Raw genomic sequence first — 18,797 nt, forward strand, 5'->3', positions numbered from 1 at the left:
GTTTTCTGAAGATGTTTTGACGTGGTAAGGTCTGGGAAGAACAGAGAAGGAAAGCGGCGCAGTGCTGGCACTGCGCCATTGGGACTCAGGACAAACTATGTTCGGTACGGGCGATAATGTCATCCTGCGCATCCGGTGACAGCGCGGTAAAGAAGGCGGAATAGCCCGCCACCCTGACCACCAGATCGCGATACTGATCCGGATGCTTTTTCGCCGCAATCAGCGTGTCGCGCGAGACGATGTTGTACTGAATATGCCAGCCTTTATGATCCTCAAAGAAGGTACGCAGCAGCGCCATCAGCTTCAGGCGATCGCTTTCATTATCCAGCGTGGACGGATTCAGCTTCTGATTCAGCAACACGCCGCCAAGAATCGAACCGGTCGGCAGCTTGCCGACCGAGCCGATCACCGCCGTCGGCCCCAGGTGATCGGTGCCGGAAGCGGGACTTGCGCCCTCCGCCAGCGGCGTTTTTGCCTTGCGTCCATCCGGCGTCGCCATGGTTTGTGCGCCGAACGGCACGTTCGCCGAAATAGAAGAGGTGCCAGCGTAATAGTTGCCGCCCGTCGGACCACGGCCATAGCGCGGGTTGTGGTAGTTTTTCAGCTCGTCGATGTAAGTTTGATAAGCGCGCACCAGCAGCGTATCGACACTGTCGTCATCGTTGCCATATTTCGGCGCGCCGTTGATTAAGCGCTGGCGCAGCTGCTCGTGGTTTAAGCTGTCAAAGTTGGAGGCCAGCGCTTCCGCCAGCTGCTGCTGACCAATGATGCCTTGCTCGAAAACCAGCTTTTTCACTGCCGTCAGGCTGTTGCCAAGGTTGGCGATACCGACCTGTAAACCCGATACCCAGTCATATTTCGCCCCGCCCTGCTTAATGCTTTTGGCGCGTTCGATGCAGTCATCCACCAGCGCCGAGCAGAGAATATCGTGCGCGTTCTCTTCCAGCACGGTATCTACCACATATTCGATTTCGATCGATTTGCGCGTGTAGTAACGGATCTGGCTATCCCAGCAGGCCAGCACTTCTTCGAAGCTATTAAAGTTACCCTGCGACAGTGCTTTTTCCTGCGGCAGGAACACTTTGCCGCTGGTAGCGTCGCGTCCGCCTTCCAGCGCCGCCAGCATTACGCGGGCGAAGTTGATAAAGCTCATGCCAGTGCAGCGGTAGCCCCATTTGCCGCCAACAGCGGTTTCGATACAGCCGATGGCGGCATACTGATAAGCATCTTCCGGCGTAATGCCCAGCTTAATAAATTCCGGAATAACGATTTCATCATTGTTAAAGGCGGGCATCCCGAAGCCGCAGCGGATCACCTGCACGCAGGCGTCGAGGAAATCGTCGCTCATACCGGCGTGATAGCGCACGCTCAGATTCGGCTGCGTAGAGCGCAGGCGGCCGCACGATTCCAGAATGGCATAGGAAAGCGGATTCACCGCGTCCACCCCTTTGCCGTCGATCAGGTTCTGACCGCCGATAGTGACGTTCTGATAAAGCGGACTGCCCGCAGAGGCTTTTGAGTGCGAGCCGGAGCGGATTTTATTGACCTCCAGCAGCTTCAGCCAGCAGCTTTGCAGCAATTCCATCGCCTGTTCGCGATCCAGCGTCTGCTCCAGCTCCACATCGCGGCGCCAGAACGGATAAAGATACTGATCCATGCGGCCAAAAGAGACAGAGTGGCCGTTGGATTCAATTTGCAGGATCAGCTGGATAAAGTAGCAGAGCTGCAGCGCCTGCCAGAAATTCTGCGGCGGCTGATGGGCGATAACGTCGCAGTTTGTCGCGATGTTCAGCAGCTCGGCCCGGCGTGCGGCGCGATCTTCCTGCTGCGCCATCTGGCGCGCCAGGTCAGCAAAACGTTTGATATGATCGCTGACCGCTTCCAGCACGATAGCGATCGCTTTCAGGAACTGCTCGCCGTGCAGATCGTCCAGCACGGTAAGATTAAGGCGCGCGCGGCGTTCCGCCACTTTATCGCGCAGGCCGTCCAGCCCTTTTTCCAGCAGCAGCGGGAAATTAACCGCCAGATGCGCGTCGCCGGAGGTCATATTCCCTTCGGCTTTGATAATGCCGGTCGCCAGCAGCGCCTGCTGTTCATGAGTAAACATGCCGTAGCAGCGATCCTGCACCGTCTGGCCGCGCCACCACGGACAGATTTCATGCAGCACGCGCTTATTCTCTTCCGAAACGGCAAAGCCGGCGCCGGGACGATCGGCAAGATCGTCGATCTCTTTTTCGATCCAGCTCACCGTGTATTCCGGGAAAATCGGCGCGGCGCGCACTTCGCTCGCCTGGTTGCCGATAATCAGCTCATCGTGCTTAATCCAGATGGTGCGGTTCGCCAGATGATGCGCCAGCGCCAGCGCGCGGCGTACCGGCACCGGCTTATCCATATTTTCCTGATAGATTTTGGTGTAGTGCTGCGCGCGTTCGGTACAAACCGGCGGCTTAACAATATGTATTAACGCCTGTTTATGGGCCTTAATACGTTCGCTTAAGGTATCGAGTTTCAGCGTCGTCATCTTCTTATCCTCTCAGTGTCGCGGTCAGGCCTTTTTGCGTTGCGTATGTTTCAGCAAACGCGAGCAGCGCCGGGCTATCCAGCGGTTTATCCGGTGCCAGATAGGGCTGATTCAGCAAGGTATATTTGTTGATGCCTAAGGTGTGGTAAGGCAAAAAGTGGATTTCTTTGACGCCGAGTTCATCGGCGGCAAAGTTAACGATATCGGTAATGGATCGTTCATCGGCGTTAAATCCCTGAATCAGCGGCACCCGAATAACGATCTGTTTGCCAGTGGCGGCCAGCCGACGTAGATTGTTCAGTACGCGTTTTGCCGAGCCATCGGTCCATTGCTGGAAGATGGTCTCATCAACATGCTTCAGATCCGCCAGAAAGAGATCGACCCACGGCAGCGAAGGCTCAACGTAGCGCCATGGCACGTGCAGACAGGTTTCCACGGCGGTATGGATCCCTTCTTCATGACACTGACGGAACAGCGTGGCCGCCAGTTCGGGATTCATAAAAGGCTCGCCGCCGGAAAGCGTAACGCCGCCTGCGCTGCGCTGATAGAAAGGTCGATCGCGTCTGACAACCGCCATGATCTCTGCAACATCTTTTTCCTCGCCGCATACCGTCAGCGCCAGCGTCGGGCAGCAGTTTTCCAGCGCGGCGATATGTTCCGGCTCGATTTTTTCTCTTTGGATTAGCAGGCCGTTTACTGTTTTCTCAATCACGTCCGGCGCCGCCTGTTGACATAAACGGCACGCTTCCAGACAGAGCCGGGCGTCATACAGCAGATCTTTATGGCGTGAGCGGCTTTCAGGGTTCTGGCACCAGCGGCATCCCAGCGAGCAGCCTTTCAGAAATACCACGGTACGAATACCGGGGCCGTCGTGAGTGGAATAACGCTGGATATTAAAAATCATAAAGCCACCTCATCTTTCGTTTGAAGATTAGATAGCTTTCGAAAGAAAGTGATATTGATGCCTGTCAATAAAAAAGGCGGCCCTGCAGATATACTCAACGAAATTTGCTAAACATCACGATTTCTTAAGGAGTCAGTTATGGAACTCTATCTCGATACCTCGGATGTCGCGGCGGTCAAACGCCTGGCGCCCATTTTTCCGCTGGCTGGCGTCACCACCAATCCCAGCATTATCGCCAGCGGCAAAAAGCCGATTAATGTGGTGCTGCCTGAGCTACAGGAGGCGCTGGGCGGCCGGGGCCGTCTGTTTGCCCAGGTGATGGCGACGGAAGCGGGACAGATGGTGGCAGAAGCCAAAAAACTGCGCGCCATTATTCCCGATCTGGTGGTTAAGGTGCCGGTAACTGCCCAGGGCCTGGCGGCGATTAAATTGCTTAAGGCAGAAGGCATTCCCACGCTGGGGACGGCGGTTTACGGCGCGGCGCAGGGTTTGCTGGCGGCGCTGGCGGGCGCAGACTATATCGCGCCCTATGTGAACCGCGTTGATGCACAGGGCGGCGACGGCATCCAGACGGTAAAAGAACTTCAGCAGTTGCTGACGCTGCATGCGCCAGGCGCAAAAGTGCTGGCGGCCAGTTTTAAAACGCCGCGCCAGGCGCTGGATTGCCTGCTCACAGGCTGCGAAGCCATTACGCTGCCGCTGGATGTGGCGGAGCAGATGATCGCGACGCCAGCCGTGACCGCCGCCGTCACGAAGTTTGAGCAGGACTGGCTGGCCGCTTTTGGGGTGCCGGGCCTGTAAGCCGCTTTTCCACTCTGGAGAGCTGCTTTCGTAGCTCTCCTGTCCTCTCTTTCATTAGGTACTCTGTTTCATTTCCTCTTTCTGCATGACGCCTTTCATCGCTAGCTGAACGGCTAAACCGCGATCTTTTTCACAAAATTCCGTTATCAATTCTGCTACATTTCGTCAACTATCTTACGAATGAAAGAAATTAACCTTCATTCAGTTAATGCCACATAACCTTGCCTGCGGAGAAGACCATGACGACATCCTTTTCTTCCTTAACCTTACCTGATGATTACAAAAAGAATATTGTTGAAATGAAACGCGCCATGCGCGCACAAATCGGCGACATAGCAGGCCTGTTTCGCCAGGTTTGCGACAAAATCGAAACGGAAATCGCAGCGGCGCGTGAAGAAGAGAAGCGAAACGGCAGCGCCTGGCCAGAAATAAGCTATGCGGATCTGGCGGCGGGGAAAGTTTCACCGCAGCAGATAGCGCAAATCAAGCGGCGCGGCTGTTTGGTGGTGCGACAAACCTTTAGCCGGGAGAGCGCGCTGGAGATGGATCGCTCGATGCTGAACTATCTCGATGAAAACCATTTTGATGAAGTCTATCGCGGGCCAGGCGATAACTTCTTTGGTTCGCTGGAGGCGTCACGCCCGGAGATTTATCCCATCTACTGGTCAAAAGCGCAGATGAGCGCGCGCCAAAGCGAGCAGATGGCGGCCACGCAATCTTTTCTTAATCGTCTGTGGCATTTTCAGCAGGCGGGCGGCAGCTGGTTTAACCCGGACGTCAATATTATCTATCCCGACCGCATTCGTCGTCGTCCACCGGGCACCACGTCAAAAGGACTGGGCGCGCATACCGATTCCGGCGCGCTGGAGCGCTGGCTGCTGCCCGCTTATCAAAAAGTCTTCCGCAAAATCTTTACTAACCGCTTTGCTGAGTACGATCCCTGGGATGCGGCTTACCGTCCTGAGGTAAACGAATATGATGTCGCGAACACCACCAAATGTTCGGCGTTTCGTACCTTCCAGGGCTGGACGGCACTATCGGATATGCTGAGCGGGCAGGGTTTGCTGCATGTGGTGCCGGTGCCGGAAGCGATGGCTTATGTGCTGCTGCGCCCTTTGCTGGACGATGTGCCGGAAGATGAGCTGTGCGGCGTAGCGCCGGGGCGCGTACTGCCGGTTTCCGAGAAGTGGCATCCTCATTTAATTGCCGGACTTTGCTCTATTCCTGCGGTTCAGGCGGGAGATTCCGTCTGGTGGCATTGCGATGTGATTCATTCCGTGGCGCCGGTGGAAAACCAACAGGGCTGGGGCAACGTTATGTATATTCCGGCGGCGCCGATGTGTGAGAAAAATCTGGCCTATGCCCACAGCGTGCGCAACGCGCTGGAGAAAGGCGCTTCGCCCGCCGACTTCCCGCAGGAAGATTACGAACAGGCGTGGGCAAACCGTTTTCAGCTAAGCGATCTTAATATCAACGGGCGACGCGCTCTGGGAATGGAAGAGAACTGAGTTCGGCTGAGGGCTTCTTAATGGAGAAAGAAGCCCTTTATTTGCTGACTTCGCGTCAAATGTGATCCCACGGCGATTTTGTTATACTCCCCTCCCCCGAAACCGAAGGTGAGACGTGAGATGAACGCAAGGCAATTACAGATAGTTCAGCTGGTTAATGAACGAGGAAGCGTTAGCGTCAGCGAACTGTCCCGTATTACGCAGGTTTCAGAAGTGACTGTTCGCCAGGATTTAAATATGCTGGAAAAAGGCAGCTATCTGAAACGCGTTCACGGTTCCGCCGTCTCGCTGGAAAGCGATAATGTCGAAGCAAGAATGCAGGCGCGCTTTCCATTGAAGCAAGGCCTGGCGGAATATGCCGCCTCACTGGTCAATGCCGGGGAATCGGTTTTTATTGAAGGGGGCAGCACTAATGCGCTGCTGGCCCGCTATCTGGCGGATGACGACAGCATTACGATTGTTACCGTCAGCCATTATATTGCCGGCATATTAAAAAACTCGCGCTGTGAAGTGATTGTACTGGGCGGGCTGTATCAAAAAAGCAGTGAATCCGTGGTTGGCCCTTTAACGCGCAGCTGTATTCAGCAGGTGCATTTTCAAAAAGCTTTTATTGGTATCGACGGCTGGCATTCCGACACCGGTTTTACCGGCAAAAATATGCTGCGCAGCGATATTGTAAATGCGGTTATGGCAAAAGATATTGAAAGTTTTGCCTTAACGGACTCGTCTAAATTCGGCCTGATCCATCCCTATCCGCTCGCGCTGGATAAACCTTTCCGCCATCTGATTACGGATGAAGGTTTATTACCGGAATATCGTTCAGCGCTGGAAAAAGCACATACGCGCGTTCATCTGGTGCCGGAAAAAATAAGCGGCGTGGCGTGAGGAATGATAGATTTTATTTTCAGCAAGAACAGCGAGCCGCGTTGAACGGCTCTGTCGGTAAAACCGTTATCAACGGTTCCCTCTGTGAATAAAAGCGCTTATTTCTTTTTAAACGTTGCCGGATAAGGATCCTGCAACTGCGTATTATCCGGCTGGCGCAGCCACCGCTGTAATTCTGTCTCGCTGTTACGCAGATTAATTTCACGATTAAACGTCGGCTGCTCACAGGCGTCCAGCTTTTCCTCAACGCTCCGTTTCAAACGCAAAAATGAAGCCAGCTGATCCTCATCGAAACTCCCCGCCAGATAGGGATAGTGAATATCCAGCGTGGCGCTGCCCTGCTCCCGCAGCATCGCGTTGACCTGCCCGAACAACCTGTCAACACGCCCTACCCGTTGCTCATTATCTCCCGGCGTCCAGGCGATGCCGTAATGGTGAACCTTATGGCAATTAAGGTGCAGGTTAACGCCCTCCTGAAGTACCGAGGTTGCGACCAGCGTATTGGGATAAAAAGGGCTATTAAAACCGATGATCAATCGCTCACGGTTATCAGACTGACCGCTGGCATACCAGGCCGGGCTGTTAAGGCTTACCAACTCACGCCAGGGATGATCGGCCCCATCCAGCTGGTGTTCGGCGATTTTCTCACACAGCGTTTCAAAGGTTTCAATGGCGGCGATAAAGTAGTTCAGCATCAGCGAATCGGGCAGCTTTTTAGCTACCCACTGGGTAAAACTGAAATAGCGTTTTTGCACATCGCTTTCCTGCCGTGTCCGATTCAGTTCGGTGAACCAACAGTAAAGCTCGACCATGACTGGACTGGCAAACAGATAGCCGGCACGCAGGTAGTTGCCGAAGTTTTCCAGAATACGCGAATCTTTTGCTTTCCATGCGCGCAGCTGGTTCCGGCTTTTTTCCGGCAGTAAGCAATACATCAGTCCCCAGGCCGTCGGGAGTGGCTGTTGATAGTCATTCACAGCTCTGTCAGAAGGTTTCCCTTTGGCCTGACGCGCATCTTTTGCCGCATCGCTGTAGCTTTCTCGCTGCTTGCGATCGTGACGGCCTTCACGCGGTTTCAGGTAGTACCAATGGTATTCGCCTTTTTCATAATCTGAAGCTGGCTCCAGAAAAAGCGAAAACAGGCTCTCCGGGCGACGAAAACGCAGGCTTACTTTGGTGCAGTCGGTCTGCTTCTTCTCCTCCCGCTTGACCACAAACAGTTCGGCGATTTGACTGGCAATTTTCTTATCGCCTTCATTCTGCTCCTGCTCTTCAGCACGTTCGGAATCGATCTCCACCATATTTTCATCGTGCTGAATGTCCTGACGGTTAACGATACGGTTGAACATCTGCCGTGACCAGTGCTGTTTCCGCCATGCATTCAGCGTTTTTTCCAGCGCATCCGGCACCAGAACGGAAAGGATTTTCCGCGCCATCGTCTCATCATATCCGGCATTAATACGCTGAGTCAGTTCACGCACCGACGGAATGCGCCGGACAAAAACCAGATGCTTATTGTTACTGATGATTTGTCTGCGTTCAAAAAGCGCCTCCGGTACGCAGTCTTTGACGATAGCGTCATATTTAGGATGGTCAGGAAAGCGGTGATAGATGTCATGAAACTGACGGGCTAATTTTTTTAGCAGGTCGCTGTCCGGGGCGTTGTTAAAATCTTTACGCGAGGGTTCTTCATCAGCCTCGCTCGTACTTTTTTCCTCCAGCGACTGGCTGCCGACAGATTCGAAACCTTCCAGATAACCATACAGAAAGGCGCGCTTTTCGCCGCCTTCAAGGTGATCCGCGACCAGTTGCTGCTGGTAAAAAGCGAAAAATAGTTCGGCATCGGGGCTGGCAGAAAAATCAACGGGCGTTGCCTGTTCCCGTCGATATTGATATTTATTGAAACTCCTGCCCTCTTTGCCGCGCATCTGGCGCAGACGGCGAATACCATAGGTTTTCATCAACGCGCTAATATCGGTTTCGCTGAACGTTGCAGGTAGCCTGGTAAAGTAGCTGAAAATATCGTAGATATTGCGCGCAGCGGAGTGATTGGGCGTTGCCGTCAGCAGCAGCGCTTTTTCTCCCAGCCGGTCACCTTCTTTACCAAAAAAGCCTTCCGCCGCCATGTTGCGCTGTGAGCGTCCGCGGTTACGCAAGTAGTGCGCCTCATCAATAATGATAAGATCGAACTGCCCTATCGCCTTTTTAATTTGTCGGCGATAGCGCTCTCCTTCCTCCTCCGCTTTATCCAGTAGATTGCTCGTTTTATCTTTTACCAGCCCGCTTAACGAATGAATGGTGGCGAGATAAAAATGGCAGGGATTTTTCTCCACGGACGTTGCCAGCGCTTCCAGCCGGGTGAACAGTGTGGGCTGATACCGGCTCTTCTCCGGCTTCTGAAATTCCGCTGTAGCCCGATAATGCTTGTCAAAAAAGGTGGTGAACTCCTTCTGCCAGTTGTGGCAGATGCTACGGTTTGGCGCCATCACCAGTATTCTGGCATCAGGCCGCTGCTGCCACAGCCACAGCATCACGCCAATGGCCTGGTAGGTTTTGCCCATGCCAACCTCATCTGCCAGCAGCGCCAGCGCGTTTTCCGCCAGCAGGTTCCACAACCCGGCCACGCCTTCCACCTGCTTTGCCGCCATTGAACTGTCGCTCTTGCAGTAATGCCACGTCGGGTTTGCCGCATCGAAGTTCATCACCTTTGATACCTGTTCCGGCTTAATGCGCTGCCACCGTTTACTCATAACCACACTCACTCATAATTAACGCGATATAACGCTGCCGCTGAGCATTCTTTTTGTTATTGATCGGGCAGGCATTGACGGTGAGTTTTTCCCACCGGGCGGCGGAAACAGGGAAGGCTTTCCTGCTCGCCTGCGGATAGCTGCGGTAGCGCGCTCGCGCCAGGCGGGCCAGCTTGCGCACTTCATGCTGCAGGAACCAGCTGAAGATTGACTCCGGCAATTGCGCAAGGCGTTGATTCGTTTTTTCCACCAGCTCCAGCAGGCAGCCAGGCTCGCTAAACAGGTGGAAATATAACTGCTCCGGCGTAGGCGCCTGTTCCAGTACGTTACGCCGTTGCGCCATTGCATAAAACAGGCGGAAGTAGCTGGGCATCACAGAGGAAGCAGCGACGGCGCGATCGGCGTGCGGCTCTGCTTCCTCGCTCTGCTGGCTTCCACGCAGAATGGTGCGATTGCTTTCCGTCGGCATCAGGCCGCTGGCGTAGCTTTCAAGGATCTCTTCCAGTGAACTGAAAGCCTCCACACGGCGATATACCTGTTCCTTTTCCAGAATGATGCCCTGTCCGCAGGGTTTACCGTCCTTCAGCAATGTATAGAAACGCTGGGTCAGCAGCTCATCGGTCTCTGTCGGAGATAATGTCAGAACACGAAGCGTCCTCGCTATCGACTTCCAGCTCAGAGGAATCTCCTCTGCGATAGCGGGCAATTGCAACTGATATGCCTCGCTCGTATCGCCCTCCTGCCAGACGCCGCTAATCTGGTATTCGCCAAGGCGCCAGTCAAAAATAACCTGCAGATCAAAAGGCGGCAGGCTTTGCAGCACCAGCTGTTCATTATCCAGCATTTCCCGATCGGCGAAGTCGCTGCGCTTAACCTGCCAGCGTTCCCCGGCAATCTCGATAACCTCTTTTACCCGGTGAACAATACCCGCTTCAATATTGCGCTCTCCTTCCAGGCTGGCGCAGCCTGGTTGGGTAAAGTTCCAGGAGCCAATGGCCATCCGTCGGCCTGCGGCGCTGCGTGCATACCAGATTTTTGCATGAATCATCTCTACACGTTCATCCCGGCTCGCGGAACAGGGATTACGGCAGAAAACCAGCTGGCCGCTTTGCTGTAAATCTGCTATTTCCTTGCACCAGGGTGTGCGGATCGCTCCGCCCAGCATATCGGGCACCAGCCGGATTTTTAGCCGTTGATTTTCTGTCTGCTGCGCCAGCTGGGCGATAAATGTCGGCAGATCGCCAGCCAGGTAAGGTGACCAAACGCTCAGTTCCGTAATCGCCTTCGGGCTTGTTGGTACTCTCAGCGCATCCAGCAGGGTTTTGCCGCCCAGGCTGTGAATAAACGCCCACTCCTCATCATCCCCCCAACGAATTTTTTTCCTGAAGTTCTGGTCGGTGGCGGCGCCAATACGCATAAAAAACTGCTTAATCTGATGATATTGTTCGCTGTTACTGACGCAGCGAAAATCAAACACTTCCTGGTTTCGCCCCCAGCCATTCAGCGTTAAATTGGCGCTACCGGCTCCGATAACTATCCGGCCCTGTTCATCTTCCAGATAGATCACTTTTGGATGAAACAGGCTGCGCTTGCCAAAATGAGGGGCCATTTCTGCTTCCCAGGAAGCCACTTTCTTACTACCAGGCGACAGCGGAAACAGCTCGCGCACCGCCAGCGCCGTTATGACGACTGAAGTCTGTTTAGGTTGGCCATGCTGGAATATCTGTTTATCGCACCAGATGCGGAAATCGATCTTTTGCTCGACTAATGCCTTTTGTAGCCCTTCGAAATGCAGACGATTAACCGGAATATCCTGGCCCAGTACCGCCGGAAGCAGATATTTTTCGATAAAGGAGATATTGATATTAAAACTGGTAAGCCAGACGCGCTTTATTTTCCCCATCTTCTCCAGCTGCGCCCGAAAGCTTTCCATCAGGGTCATGCAGCTGTTCCCCTTAAGCCAGCGATCATGTATTTGAACTGCGGCAGATAATAGTTATTTACCCAGTGGGGATAGTTCTGCGCCTCTTTAAACGGGCGCGGCGGAATATGCACTTCCAGCCTGCGGTCATTTAGCATTACCCATGGAATCTGCCCGCGCGCCGTCATCAATCCGGCATGATAATCCAGTAAAGCGGCAGCCTGCCCTTCCAGCGTTTTTGCACTGGCAACATCCAGCAGCGCTTCAAAACGATTTTTAGGCGTACCAGTAAGCGATGCCATTAACTGCGGTATTTGGCGTAATTGAGCGGCCTTTGCTGGCAGGGTACGCGCATTCAGCCCCTGCCCGCGCCAGAATGTAGCTACCTCAGCCAGCGTCTGCTTCTTTTGGCGCAGCATCGCATTAAACAGCAGGTTGATCAGTGCCAGGAAAGGCTCAGCCTGAACGATATTGTTTAACTTCTGACACTCATCTTCCGGCAGTTTTTTTGCTGCGTGTTGACTGGCGCGTGCAAAAATCACTTCAGGCAAAGCCTCTTCAGAATTAGTTTTCTCCAGTACCTGATAGAGCATGCCAGCAGCCCCCTGATTAAGCTGCGTCATCTCCAGCCAGAAATCTTTAGCATACTCCCCGACCGCCGGTGAGGAAGGGAAAGCCTTAACATAGGCATTACACAGGGCGTCTGGTATCTCCCGAAAAGGGATGTTCAGCGATTTTTTGTGGTTTTGCGTCAGTAAACTACGGAGCCAGGCAAGCGCTTCCCGGCTGACTTTGCGCAGCTTCGGCTCTTTTTCAATAAACGCTTTTGCCCGTAGCCAGACAGCCTGGGCCTCCTGCCGATCGTAGCGATATTGCCGGTCAAAGAATTTCAGGTTCATCATCGGCGTTTTATAGCGCCCGTTTGTTCCCAGCGACATCTGGTTATTCAGTAACTGACACTCCGCACCGTGACCAAAAATAATGCGCGGGTTTTCGCTCTCATCGTTCCATTTTTGGCGCGCCTTGATAATGCCCAGCACGCCCGTGGTAACTACATTTTTGCTCTGCGCTTCCAGCATTGAAAAGGTGTAGATATTTTCCAGATGGATCAGAAGCGCGGTTTTAAAGTGCAGCTCATCTTTAAAGGAATAGCGCTTTTTTAGAAGTTGGCTGAGCTGCAGGGTGTCGTCATCAACAACGGATTTTACAATATAGTGATGCAGCAGGTTCAGCGTGTAGTGACGGACATCGTTGGCAACGGAACTAATGCTGTTGTGGAAGATTTGTTGTCCCCACGCCGACCAGATCACCAGTTGACCAAGCTGATCGATGTTCAGATCGCTGGAGAGCGATTCATCGTAATCAGTAAGAAATTTGTTTAAATACATGGGAGAAGGTTATATGCCGTCCGGTGCGAAGGAACCAGTTTGCCGCCAGCTCCCGTTAGCGTTCCTTTTTCAACCAGATATGTCCGGCTATGAGGAGGCGCTATTCTAGCTTACCAGGGGGAGATTACGAAGAGCGTAACAGCACAAGAAAAGCGTTGTTTTTCTCAACTGAAATTGGACTTCAGGTTAAGCAAACAACCTTTTATTACCATAACGGGTTTTCCTGCACAGGAGATAACGTTATGTTTTCACCGCTTTCAGCAACATGGAAACAGTCGATCTGCAGGCTTAAAGGTCTGCGCCTCATTACGCGAGCTTGTCAGCCAGAGCCCAGAAGAGGTGCGCAGCATCATTATGAATGTGGCGCACCTTAGTGATATGGCTTAGTGAGATGGTGCCAATGGAACTCCCTCGGCCAGCAACTTGTCGGGAAACCCTGTTGTTCGCTTAGCCGGCAAACAGCCCTACCGCTACGCCAGCCGCTGCCAGTACCAGCAGCAACAGCATCGCTTTTACCGGTGACAGGCCGCGTTTGGCCATTAAATACCAGGTGCCAATCACCACCAGCAATGGCAGCAGCTGAGGGAAAATACCGTCGAGCATGTGTTGCAGATGAATATTCACCCCGTCTTTGGTCACGAACTCCAGCCCGGTACCAAGCTTGACATAACTCGCTGCCACGCCGCCCATTACGAATACGCCAAGCAGCGACAGCGCCTCTCTGAGCCGGTTTGATTTACTGCTCACCAGCATCTCTACCGACGTTGATCCCATGCGGTAGCCTTTAAGAAACAGAAACCAGGTGCCGGGAAGGATAATCGCCAGCCACGCGATGCTGTAAAACAAAGGACCAAGAATATTGCCGCCAGCCGCCAGCGCCATACCGATGCTGAGCAGAATGGGGATTAACATGCCAGGGATCATCGAGTCGCCAATCCCGGCCACCGGCCCCATCAGCCCGACTTTCAGGGTATTAATGGTTTCCCCGTCAATTGGCTCACCGTTAGCGCGCTTCTCCTCCAGCCCCAGCACCATACCGTTAACGATGGCACCCAACTGCGGTTCGGTGTTATAGAACGAAGCGTGGCGCTTGAGCATCTCCTGTCTTTGCTGAATATCGGGATAAAGCTTTTTCGCTACCGGCAGCATACTCAGGCAAAAGCCGAAAGAGGCAAGACGCTCAAAGCTCATCGAGGAGAGGTTATACATCATCCAGCTGCGCCAGCAGCGGCGTAAATCCCGGCGGGTCAGTTTACGTTCTTCCATCAGAATTCATCCTCATCGTCGTCGCCCGGCCTGGCGGCGCTCGCCACCTGCGGTTCCGGCTTGTAGTTATAGTGAATAAGCGCCAGCAGCGCGCCAACTATCACCAGCGCCACCATATTCAGCTTCAGAAATACGATGCAGATAAAACCCACCAGAAAATAGATCAGCATGCTGTAGCTTTTGATGATCTGCTTGAGCAGGATGGCGATACCCACGGCGGGCAGAATGCCGCCCAGTACATTCATCGTTGACAGGACGATATGCGGCAGGCTGTCCATAAAGGCGCTGATATACTGCGCGCCAAAATAGACGGCAATAAAAGTCGGCACGAAGCGCATCAGAAAATTGGTGACCTGCGGCCAGATAGCGCTGTTCAGGTAAACCCCGCGCTCATCACCTTTTTCCAGAGCGACGTCGGCGCGATGGTTCCACCATGAATTCAGCACCAGCATGGCATTAAACAGCACCGTTCCGGCAATGCCGATGGTAGCGGCCAGCGCGACCGCCACTTCCGCGCCTTTGCCGGATAAGATCCCCAACGCGATAGCGGGAAAGGCGACAAAGTTAAGATCCGCCGGCATTGAGCCGCCGGGCGTGACCATCGCAATATAGACCGCCTGTACGGCAACCCCGATAATGATCCCGGTTTGCATATCGCCGAGAATAAGCCCTACCAGCATTCCCGAAACCAGCGGACGGGTGATCAGATACCAGCCGCCGGTTACGCCAAGCGGCCAGGGGCTGCTAAGCGATCCCAGGTAACAAAGAATGCCGATTAACGCCGCTTCAAAAACCATAACGGTCTCCTTATTTTATTTTTTGTCGGGCGTCCTGCCAGCTGTAGCTGCTGGCATCCGGCACCAGGCGAAACTCAATCTGATGTCCGCGCTGCGCCAGATAGTCAAACGCCTGCGCCTCTTCCGCGCTGACCGCCTGGTTTGGCCCGATAGTGGTGGTGTTGGCGCGGGCGCTCATCGGCCCGACATTAATTTTACGGTTGCTGTTTTGCAGGCTGATACCCGCCTGTTCGATGCGCTGTAGCGTGACCGGTGACTTGCCGATAACAAAATAGCGCTTCTCGCTGGCGATAATTTTCGGCAGCTTGTCAATCGCCGTGGCGGTGTCGAACAGCCAGACTTTGGTGTCCTGCACTGCGCCTTTCATAACCGAGGAGAGCAGCGGATCGGCCGCTACCGCATCGTCAATGGCGACAATACCGTCACACGGCAGTTCTTTGGCCCAGCGGGTCACCAGCTGGCCGTGAATCACGCGATCGTCAATGCGTACAAAGGAAATGCTCATCGTTAACCCCTAAAAATCATCAGATTGCTGTGTTTGAATCAGGCTGGCCTGCACCATAGTGTTTTTAGACTGGGCCAGCAGCTCAGCGGCGGCCTGCTTAATGTCAGTCAGTTCTTTCAGATCGTCAGTGAGCAGCAGCATCGGGAAATTAACGCCGCCCAGTACTGCCATTGGCGGTGTGGTTGCAGGATCGAACGCGTGGTGACAGGCGATGTTCCAAGGCGTGCCGCTTTGCAAATCACACAGCACCAGTACGCCGTCAGCCTTTTTGCGGGCCTGATGAAGAACAGCGGCAAACTCATCGCGGAAAGCGTTAATGCCTTTAGTTTCGCTAAGCATGACGGGAAAAACATGCGGCAACTCGCCATAGACCATGCGGGCGCTGGTGAGAAGCGCTTCCGCCAGCGGGCCATGCGTGGCCAGTATCACATTGATCATAGTGTTATCCTCTTACCCAGGCTTTCATGGTGGCGAGCTGCTGTCCGATGCTGCTGCCATAAGGCGATATGCGATACTCCCCTACCGCCGCCGGGACGATAAAGGTTTCCGCATAATGCACAACAAAGGGCTCGAAGGCGTTAGTCGGGCTTTCCACCAGCGCCTCGCTCCCTTCAACCAGATTAAGTATGTTTACCCCGCCCCGCGTATGATGAAGCACCGACTTGCTGAACCAGTGACGACGGGTTTCAATAAACTCGCGTTCGTGCAGGCCGGTACGCTCTTCACGCCAGCCGTCACCTTCAGCAACAGGTTCAAACTGGTTGATCAGATGTTCGCGTACCCATTGGGTATCCCGCTGCCAGTCAATAACCTGGCTGCCATGTTCCAGATGAACCGGACGCGGCAGACCATCCAGCCCCAGACGGCCCCAGTCCCACAATTTGAAGGTGAAAATATAGGGCGTAGCGCTAATTTCCAGCACCATTGTCCCGGCACCGGCGCAGTGTACGGTGCCCGCCGGGATCAGGAAGTGATCGTGTTTGCGCGCCGGAAAACGGTTAACGAATTTTTCATCGTCGAAGGCTTTTTCCCCGCGTTGGGCGCTGGCGAGGTCGTTGAGCATCTCCTGTGGGTCGATGCCGGTTTGAGTGCCAAGGTAGACTTCCGCGCCCGGCTCGGCCTCCAGCAGGTAATAGCTTTCATCCTGGGTATAGTGCATACCAAAGTGCTGTTGAATATATTCCGTCACCGGATGAACCTGAAAGCTGAGGTTCTGCCCGCCAATGGTATCCAGAAAATCGAAGCGGATCGGGAATTCGGTGCCGAAGCGGGCATGCACTTTCTCGCCCAGTAGCGGGCGCGGATAAAGCAACACCAGATCCTGCGAAGGGATTTCGATTCGCACATCAGCGATGCGCAGTAACAGGCTGTTCTCTTCCGGCACGCAGTCAAAACACCAGGCGTAATTGGGCTGCGAAGGATCGAGATCGAACTTCTCTTTCATCCATTGTCCGCCCCAGACGCCAGGGTCGAAAAACGGCACCACACGGAATGGCTGTTGGGTCGTTTGTTGCAGGCCATAACGCAATGCGATGCCGCTGATCAGCGCCGGATCGTTTTGCCGGTTCGTATCTAACAAAAAATCAGCGCGCCTGAGCAGCGGCGTTTTATGGCGGTCAAACACCCGCCATTCAACAAAGAAGGCCCGCTTATAGCGGCGCAGAATATCTTCCTGTTCATTATTGGCGCCCCAGTTACCCAGCTCGCCGCTGCGAAAGCGCTGCTGAATCTCCCAACGCGCCAGGTCGGCGTAGATCAGAATGTCGCCAGGGTGTACCAACGCGGCGCCAGGACCGTAAACCACCACCAGGCCCGCTTTAACCTGCTCCACTTCCTGCTGTAACGCCGCCAGCCTGTCGTCGCAGAAAAATTCGCTGAGCTGGTGGCAGGAAAGCACACCAAATACGCGGTCATCCGTCAGATTGGCGGCGAGCAGATCATGCAAATGTTGCGCGCTGTGGCGGGCCGTTTCCGCATTGATTGCCAGCGCGGGATTCAGCCAGTAAACCAGCTGCTGCTCAAGTTCAGCCAGGCGAACGCCAGGGTAACAGTCAATAACCAGCACAATCTTCTGCTGTTCCGACAGCCGCGCCGCAACGGCCTGCTGAACCGCTGACCAGCCGCGCCAGGCGTGATCGTCAAATCCCTTTATGCGAACTTCGGGAAATTTATCGTAATTAATATGCTTCATAAGTCGCTCCCTTTGCTTTCCCCCAGATTAATCGATTAACCGGGTTTGACCAGACTGGTAAACGCGATTAACCCCGCATTCAAAACAAAAAAGCGTGAGAGAGAACTATATCTGTGAAGCCTTTCACAAGAAAAAATGTCATTTTCAGGTTATTCGATTAACCTATACTAACGCTTTGTTTAACAAGGAGAGCAGATGACTTCAATAACCCTGGCGCAGGTCGCACAACGAGCGGGCGTATCAACCGCAACGGTATCTATGGTATTACGCAACCGGGGACGAATTTCAGACGCCACGCGTCAGCGGGTGCTGAAGGCGCTTGATGAGCTGGGCTATGTCTATAACCAGACCGCAGCCAATTTGCGTAATCGCTCCAGCAATCAGGTTGGCCTGCTGCTGCACGATATTACCAACCCGTTTTACGGCGAAATGACCGCAGGCCTTAGTCAGGAGATGGAGCGCCATGATCTGCTGCTGTTTCTTGCTAACAGTGAGGAATCGGGCGAACGACAGCAAAAATTTGTTGATTCGCTGATGCGTAACAACGCCTGCGGCATGGTGTTGTGCGCGGCCAAAGAAACGCCGCCGCTGTTTTTTGAAACCCTTAAGCGGCGCAATATTCCCACCATTATGGTGGTTCGCCCGCTGAATGATGTCGATTTTGATTTCGTCGGCACTGATAACTTCCTCGGAGCCCAGCTGGCAACCCGACATTTACTCCAGCTGGGACATCGTCATATCGCTTTTATCGGTGGCAGCGAAAGCTCTGTCAGTCGGGCGCAGCGAATCGGCGGTTACAGCAGCAAGCTGCTTGAGCATCGTATCCAGCCCAACAGCAACTGGATCGTCACTTCTCTTGCCAGCCAAAGCGACGGCGCGCGCGTGGCTGAGGCGTTGTTTAAGCGTTACCCGGAAATTACCGCAGCAGTCTGCTATCAGGATGTGGTTGCCATCGGCGTTATGCAGACGCTGCGCAAAATGGGCCGGATGCCCGGCAAGGATTTCGCGCTGGTGGGATTTGACGATATTACCGAGGCTTCACTGGTACAGCCCGCGCTAACGACCGTTTCCGTTGCGGCGAAAGAGATTGGCCGCCAGGCCGGTGAGCTGTTGTACAACCGTATTCAGGGCAATGATGAGCCACCGAAACGGATTATTTTACCGCCGACGCTTGTGGTGCGAGAGTCCTGCGGTTCTGAGTGACGATGCCCAGGTTTACGCCATTCATTCCCCGGCCTGTTGTAAACCTGTCCGACCGGATTGATTTATTGCACCGGGGCTTCTTGTCGTGAACGGTAGAACAGCCGCGTCATTAAACTTTTCTTGTTTGTCGGGCAAGAATAACCCGGCTGGTCTGCAA

14 protein-coding genes are annotated in these 18,797 nt (G+C 53.9%); 4 read left to right on the forward strand and 10 right to left on the reverse strand.

The window, feature by feature from the left end; translation table 11 throughout:
- Positions 1–85: 85 nt before the first annotated feature.
- The gene (locus P3C52_RS02365) at positions 86–2,521 is read right to left on the reverse strand and encodes a formate C-acetyltransferase/glycerol dehydratase family glycyl radical enzyme (RefSeq protein ID WP_275553624.1); all 2,436 of its coding nucleotides are present in this window, start codon (positions 2,519–2,521) and stop codon (positions 86–88) included.
- Between the two features lie 4 nt (positions 2,522–2,525).
- Entirely contained in the window at positions 2,526–3,425 is a 900-nt protein-coding gene (locus tag P3C52_RS02370) for a glycyl-radical enzyme activating protein (protein WP_275553625.1), read from the reverse strand.
- Between the two features lie 138 nt (positions 3,426–3,563).
- Between P3C52_RS02370 and fsa the strand changes: the two genes are divergently transcribed.
- From fsa to P3C52_RS02385, 3 genes are all read left to right on the forward strand, one after another.
- Positions 3,564–4,226 carry a fructose-6-phosphate aldolase gene (fsa, locus tag P3C52_RS02375; protein ID WP_275553626.1) on the forward strand — a complete coding sequence of 221 codons (663 nt, stop codon included), beginning with the start codon at positions 3,564–3,566 and terminating at the stop codon, positions 4,224–4,226.
- A 239-nt stretch (positions 4,227–4,465) separates the two neighbouring features.
- On the forward strand, positions 4,466–5,734 hold the full coding sequence (locus P3C52_RS02380; protein WP_275553627.1) for a DUF1479 domain-containing protein: 1,269 nt from the start codon (positions 4,466–4,468) through the stop codon (positions 5,732–5,734).
- 120 nt (positions 5,735–5,854) lie between these two features.
- The gene (locus P3C52_RS02385; RefSeq protein ID WP_275553628.1) at positions 5,855–6,619 is read left to right on the forward strand and encodes a DNA-binding transcriptional regulator YciT; all 765 of its coding nucleotides are present in this window, start codon (positions 5,855–5,857) and stop codon (positions 6,617–6,619) included.
- Between the two features lie 98 nt (positions 6,620–6,717).
- On the opposite strand, the gene P3C52_RS02390 is transcribed toward P3C52_RS02385, so the two are convergent.
- The 8 genes from P3C52_RS02390 to P3C52_RS02425 all read right to left on the reverse strand — a co-directional run bounded on the left by P3C52_RS02390 (position 6,718) and on the right by P3C52_RS02425 (position 17,437).
- Positions 6,718–9,369 carry a DEAD/DEAH box helicase family protein gene (locus P3C52_RS02390; RefSeq protein ID WP_275553629.1) on the reverse strand — a complete coding sequence of 884 codons (2,652 nt, stop codon included), beginning with the start codon at positions 9,367–9,369 and terminating at the stop codon, positions 6,718–6,720.
- Positions 9,362–11,311, reverse strand: coding sequence for a hypothetical protein (locus tag P3C52_RS02395; RefSeq protein ID WP_275553630.1), 1,950 nt, complete (start codon positions 11,309–11,311; stop codon positions 9,362–9,364). Before P3C52_RS02395 ends, P3C52_RS02390 begins: the two co-directional genes overlap by 8 nt.
- Entirely contained in the window at positions 11,308–12,678 is a 1,371-nt protein-coding gene (locus P3C52_RS02400) for a hypothetical protein (protein WP_275553631.1), read from the reverse strand. The genes P3C52_RS02395 and P3C52_RS02400 overlap by 4 nt, the downstream gene beginning before the upstream one ends.
- 447 nt (positions 12,679–13,125) lie before the next feature.
- Positions 13,126–13,944, reverse strand: coding sequence for a PTS system mannose/fructose/sorbose family transporter subunit IID (locus P3C52_RS02405; RefSeq protein WP_275553632.1), 819 nt, complete (start codon positions 13,942–13,944; stop codon positions 13,126–13,128).
- Positions 13,944–14,741, reverse strand: a complete 798-nt coding sequence (locus P3C52_RS02410; RefSeq protein WP_275553633.1) for a PTS sugar transporter subunit IIC — start codon at positions 14,739–14,741, stop codon at positions 13,944–13,946. The genes P3C52_RS02405 and P3C52_RS02410 overlap by 1 nt, the downstream gene beginning before the upstream one ends.
- A 10-nt stretch (positions 14,742–14,751) precedes the next feature.
- Positions 14,752–15,246: a PTS sugar transporter subunit IIB gene (locus P3C52_RS02415; RefSeq protein WP_275553634.1), complete on the reverse strand. Its 495-nt coding sequence runs from the start codon at positions 15,244–15,246 to the stop codon at positions 14,752–14,754.
- 9 nt (positions 15,247–15,255) lie between these two features.
- Entirely contained in the window at positions 15,256–15,684 is a 429-nt protein-coding gene (locus tag P3C52_RS02420) for a PTS fructose transporter subunit IIA (protein ID WP_275553635.1), read from the reverse strand.
- Positions 15,685–15,688: 4 nt separating this feature from the next.
- A complete protein-coding gene (locus P3C52_RS02425; RefSeq protein ID WP_275553636.1) occupies positions 15,689–17,437 on the reverse strand; it encodes a class I mannose-6-phosphate isomerase in 1,749 nt (582 codons plus the stop codon).
- A gap of 195 nt (positions 17,438–17,632) precedes the next feature.
- Here P3C52_RS02425 and P3C52_RS02430 point away from each other — a divergent pair, with 195 nt between their 5' ends.
- Positions 17,633–18,640, forward strand: a complete 1,008-nt coding sequence (locus tag P3C52_RS02430) for a LacI family DNA-binding transcriptional regulator (protein ID WP_275553637.1) — start codon at positions 17,633–17,635, stop codon at positions 18,638–18,640.
- The last annotated feature ends 157 nt before the right edge of the window (positions 18,641–18,797 follow it).

Source organism: Mixta sp. Marseille-Q2659 (assembly GCF_940807255.1).
In the GTDB taxonomy this organism is placed as follows: Bacteria; Pseudomonadota; Gammaproteobacteria; order Enterobacterales; family Enterobacteriaceae; genus Mixta.

Coding starts and splice junctions, on each gene's coding strand:
- P3C52_RS02365 (WP_275553624.1), bottom strand. CDS start 2,521: ATGACGACGCTGAAACTCGATACCTTAAGCGAACGTATTAAGGCCCAT.
- P3C52_RS02370 (WP_275553625.1), bottom strand. CDS start 3,425: ATGATTTTTAATATCCAGCGTTATTCCACTCACGACGGCCCCGGTATT.
- fsa (WP_275553626.1), top strand. CDS start 3,564: ATGGAACTCTATCTCGATACCTCGGATGTCGCGGCGGTCAAACGCCTG.
- P3C52_RS02380 (WP_275553627.1), top strand. CDS start 4,466: ATGACGACATCCTTTTCTTCCTTAACCTTACCTGATGATTACAAAAAG.
- P3C52_RS02385 (WP_275553628.1), top strand. CDS start 5,855: ATGAACGCAAGGCAATTACAGATAGTTCAGCTGGTTAATGAACGAGGA.
- P3C52_RS02390 (WP_275553629.1), bottom strand. CDS start 9,369: ATGAGTAAACGGTGGCAGCGCATTAAGCCGGAACAGGTATCAAAGGTG.
- P3C52_RS02395 (WP_275553630.1), bottom strand. CDS start 11,311: ATGACCCTGATGGAAAGCTTTCGGGCGCAGCTGGAGAAGATGGGGAAA.
- P3C52_RS02400 (WP_275553631.1), bottom strand. CDS start 12,678: ATGTATTTAAACAAATTTCTTACTGATTACGATGAATCGCTCTCCAGC.
- P3C52_RS02405 (WP_275553632.1), bottom strand. CDS start 13,944: ATGGAAGAACGTAAACTGACCCGCCGGGATTTACGCCGCTGCTGGCGC.
- P3C52_RS02410 (WP_275553633.1), bottom strand. CDS start 14,741: ATGGTTTTTGAAGCGGCGTTAATCGGCATTCTTTGTTACCTGGGATCG.
- P3C52_RS02415 (WP_275553634.1), bottom strand. CDS start 15,246: ATGAGCATTTCCTTTGTACGCATTGACGATCGCGTGATTCACGGCCAG.
- P3C52_RS02420 (WP_275553635.1), bottom strand. CDS start 15,684: ATGATCAATGTGATACTGGCCACGCATGGCCCGCTGGCGGAAGCGCTT.
- P3C52_RS02425 (WP_275553636.1), bottom strand. CDS start 17,437: ATGAAGCATATTAATTACGATAAATTTCCCGAAGTTCGCATAAAGGGA.
- P3C52_RS02430 (WP_275553637.1), top strand. CDS start 17,633: ATGACTTCAATAACCCTGGCGCAGGTCGCACAACGAGCGGGCGTATCA.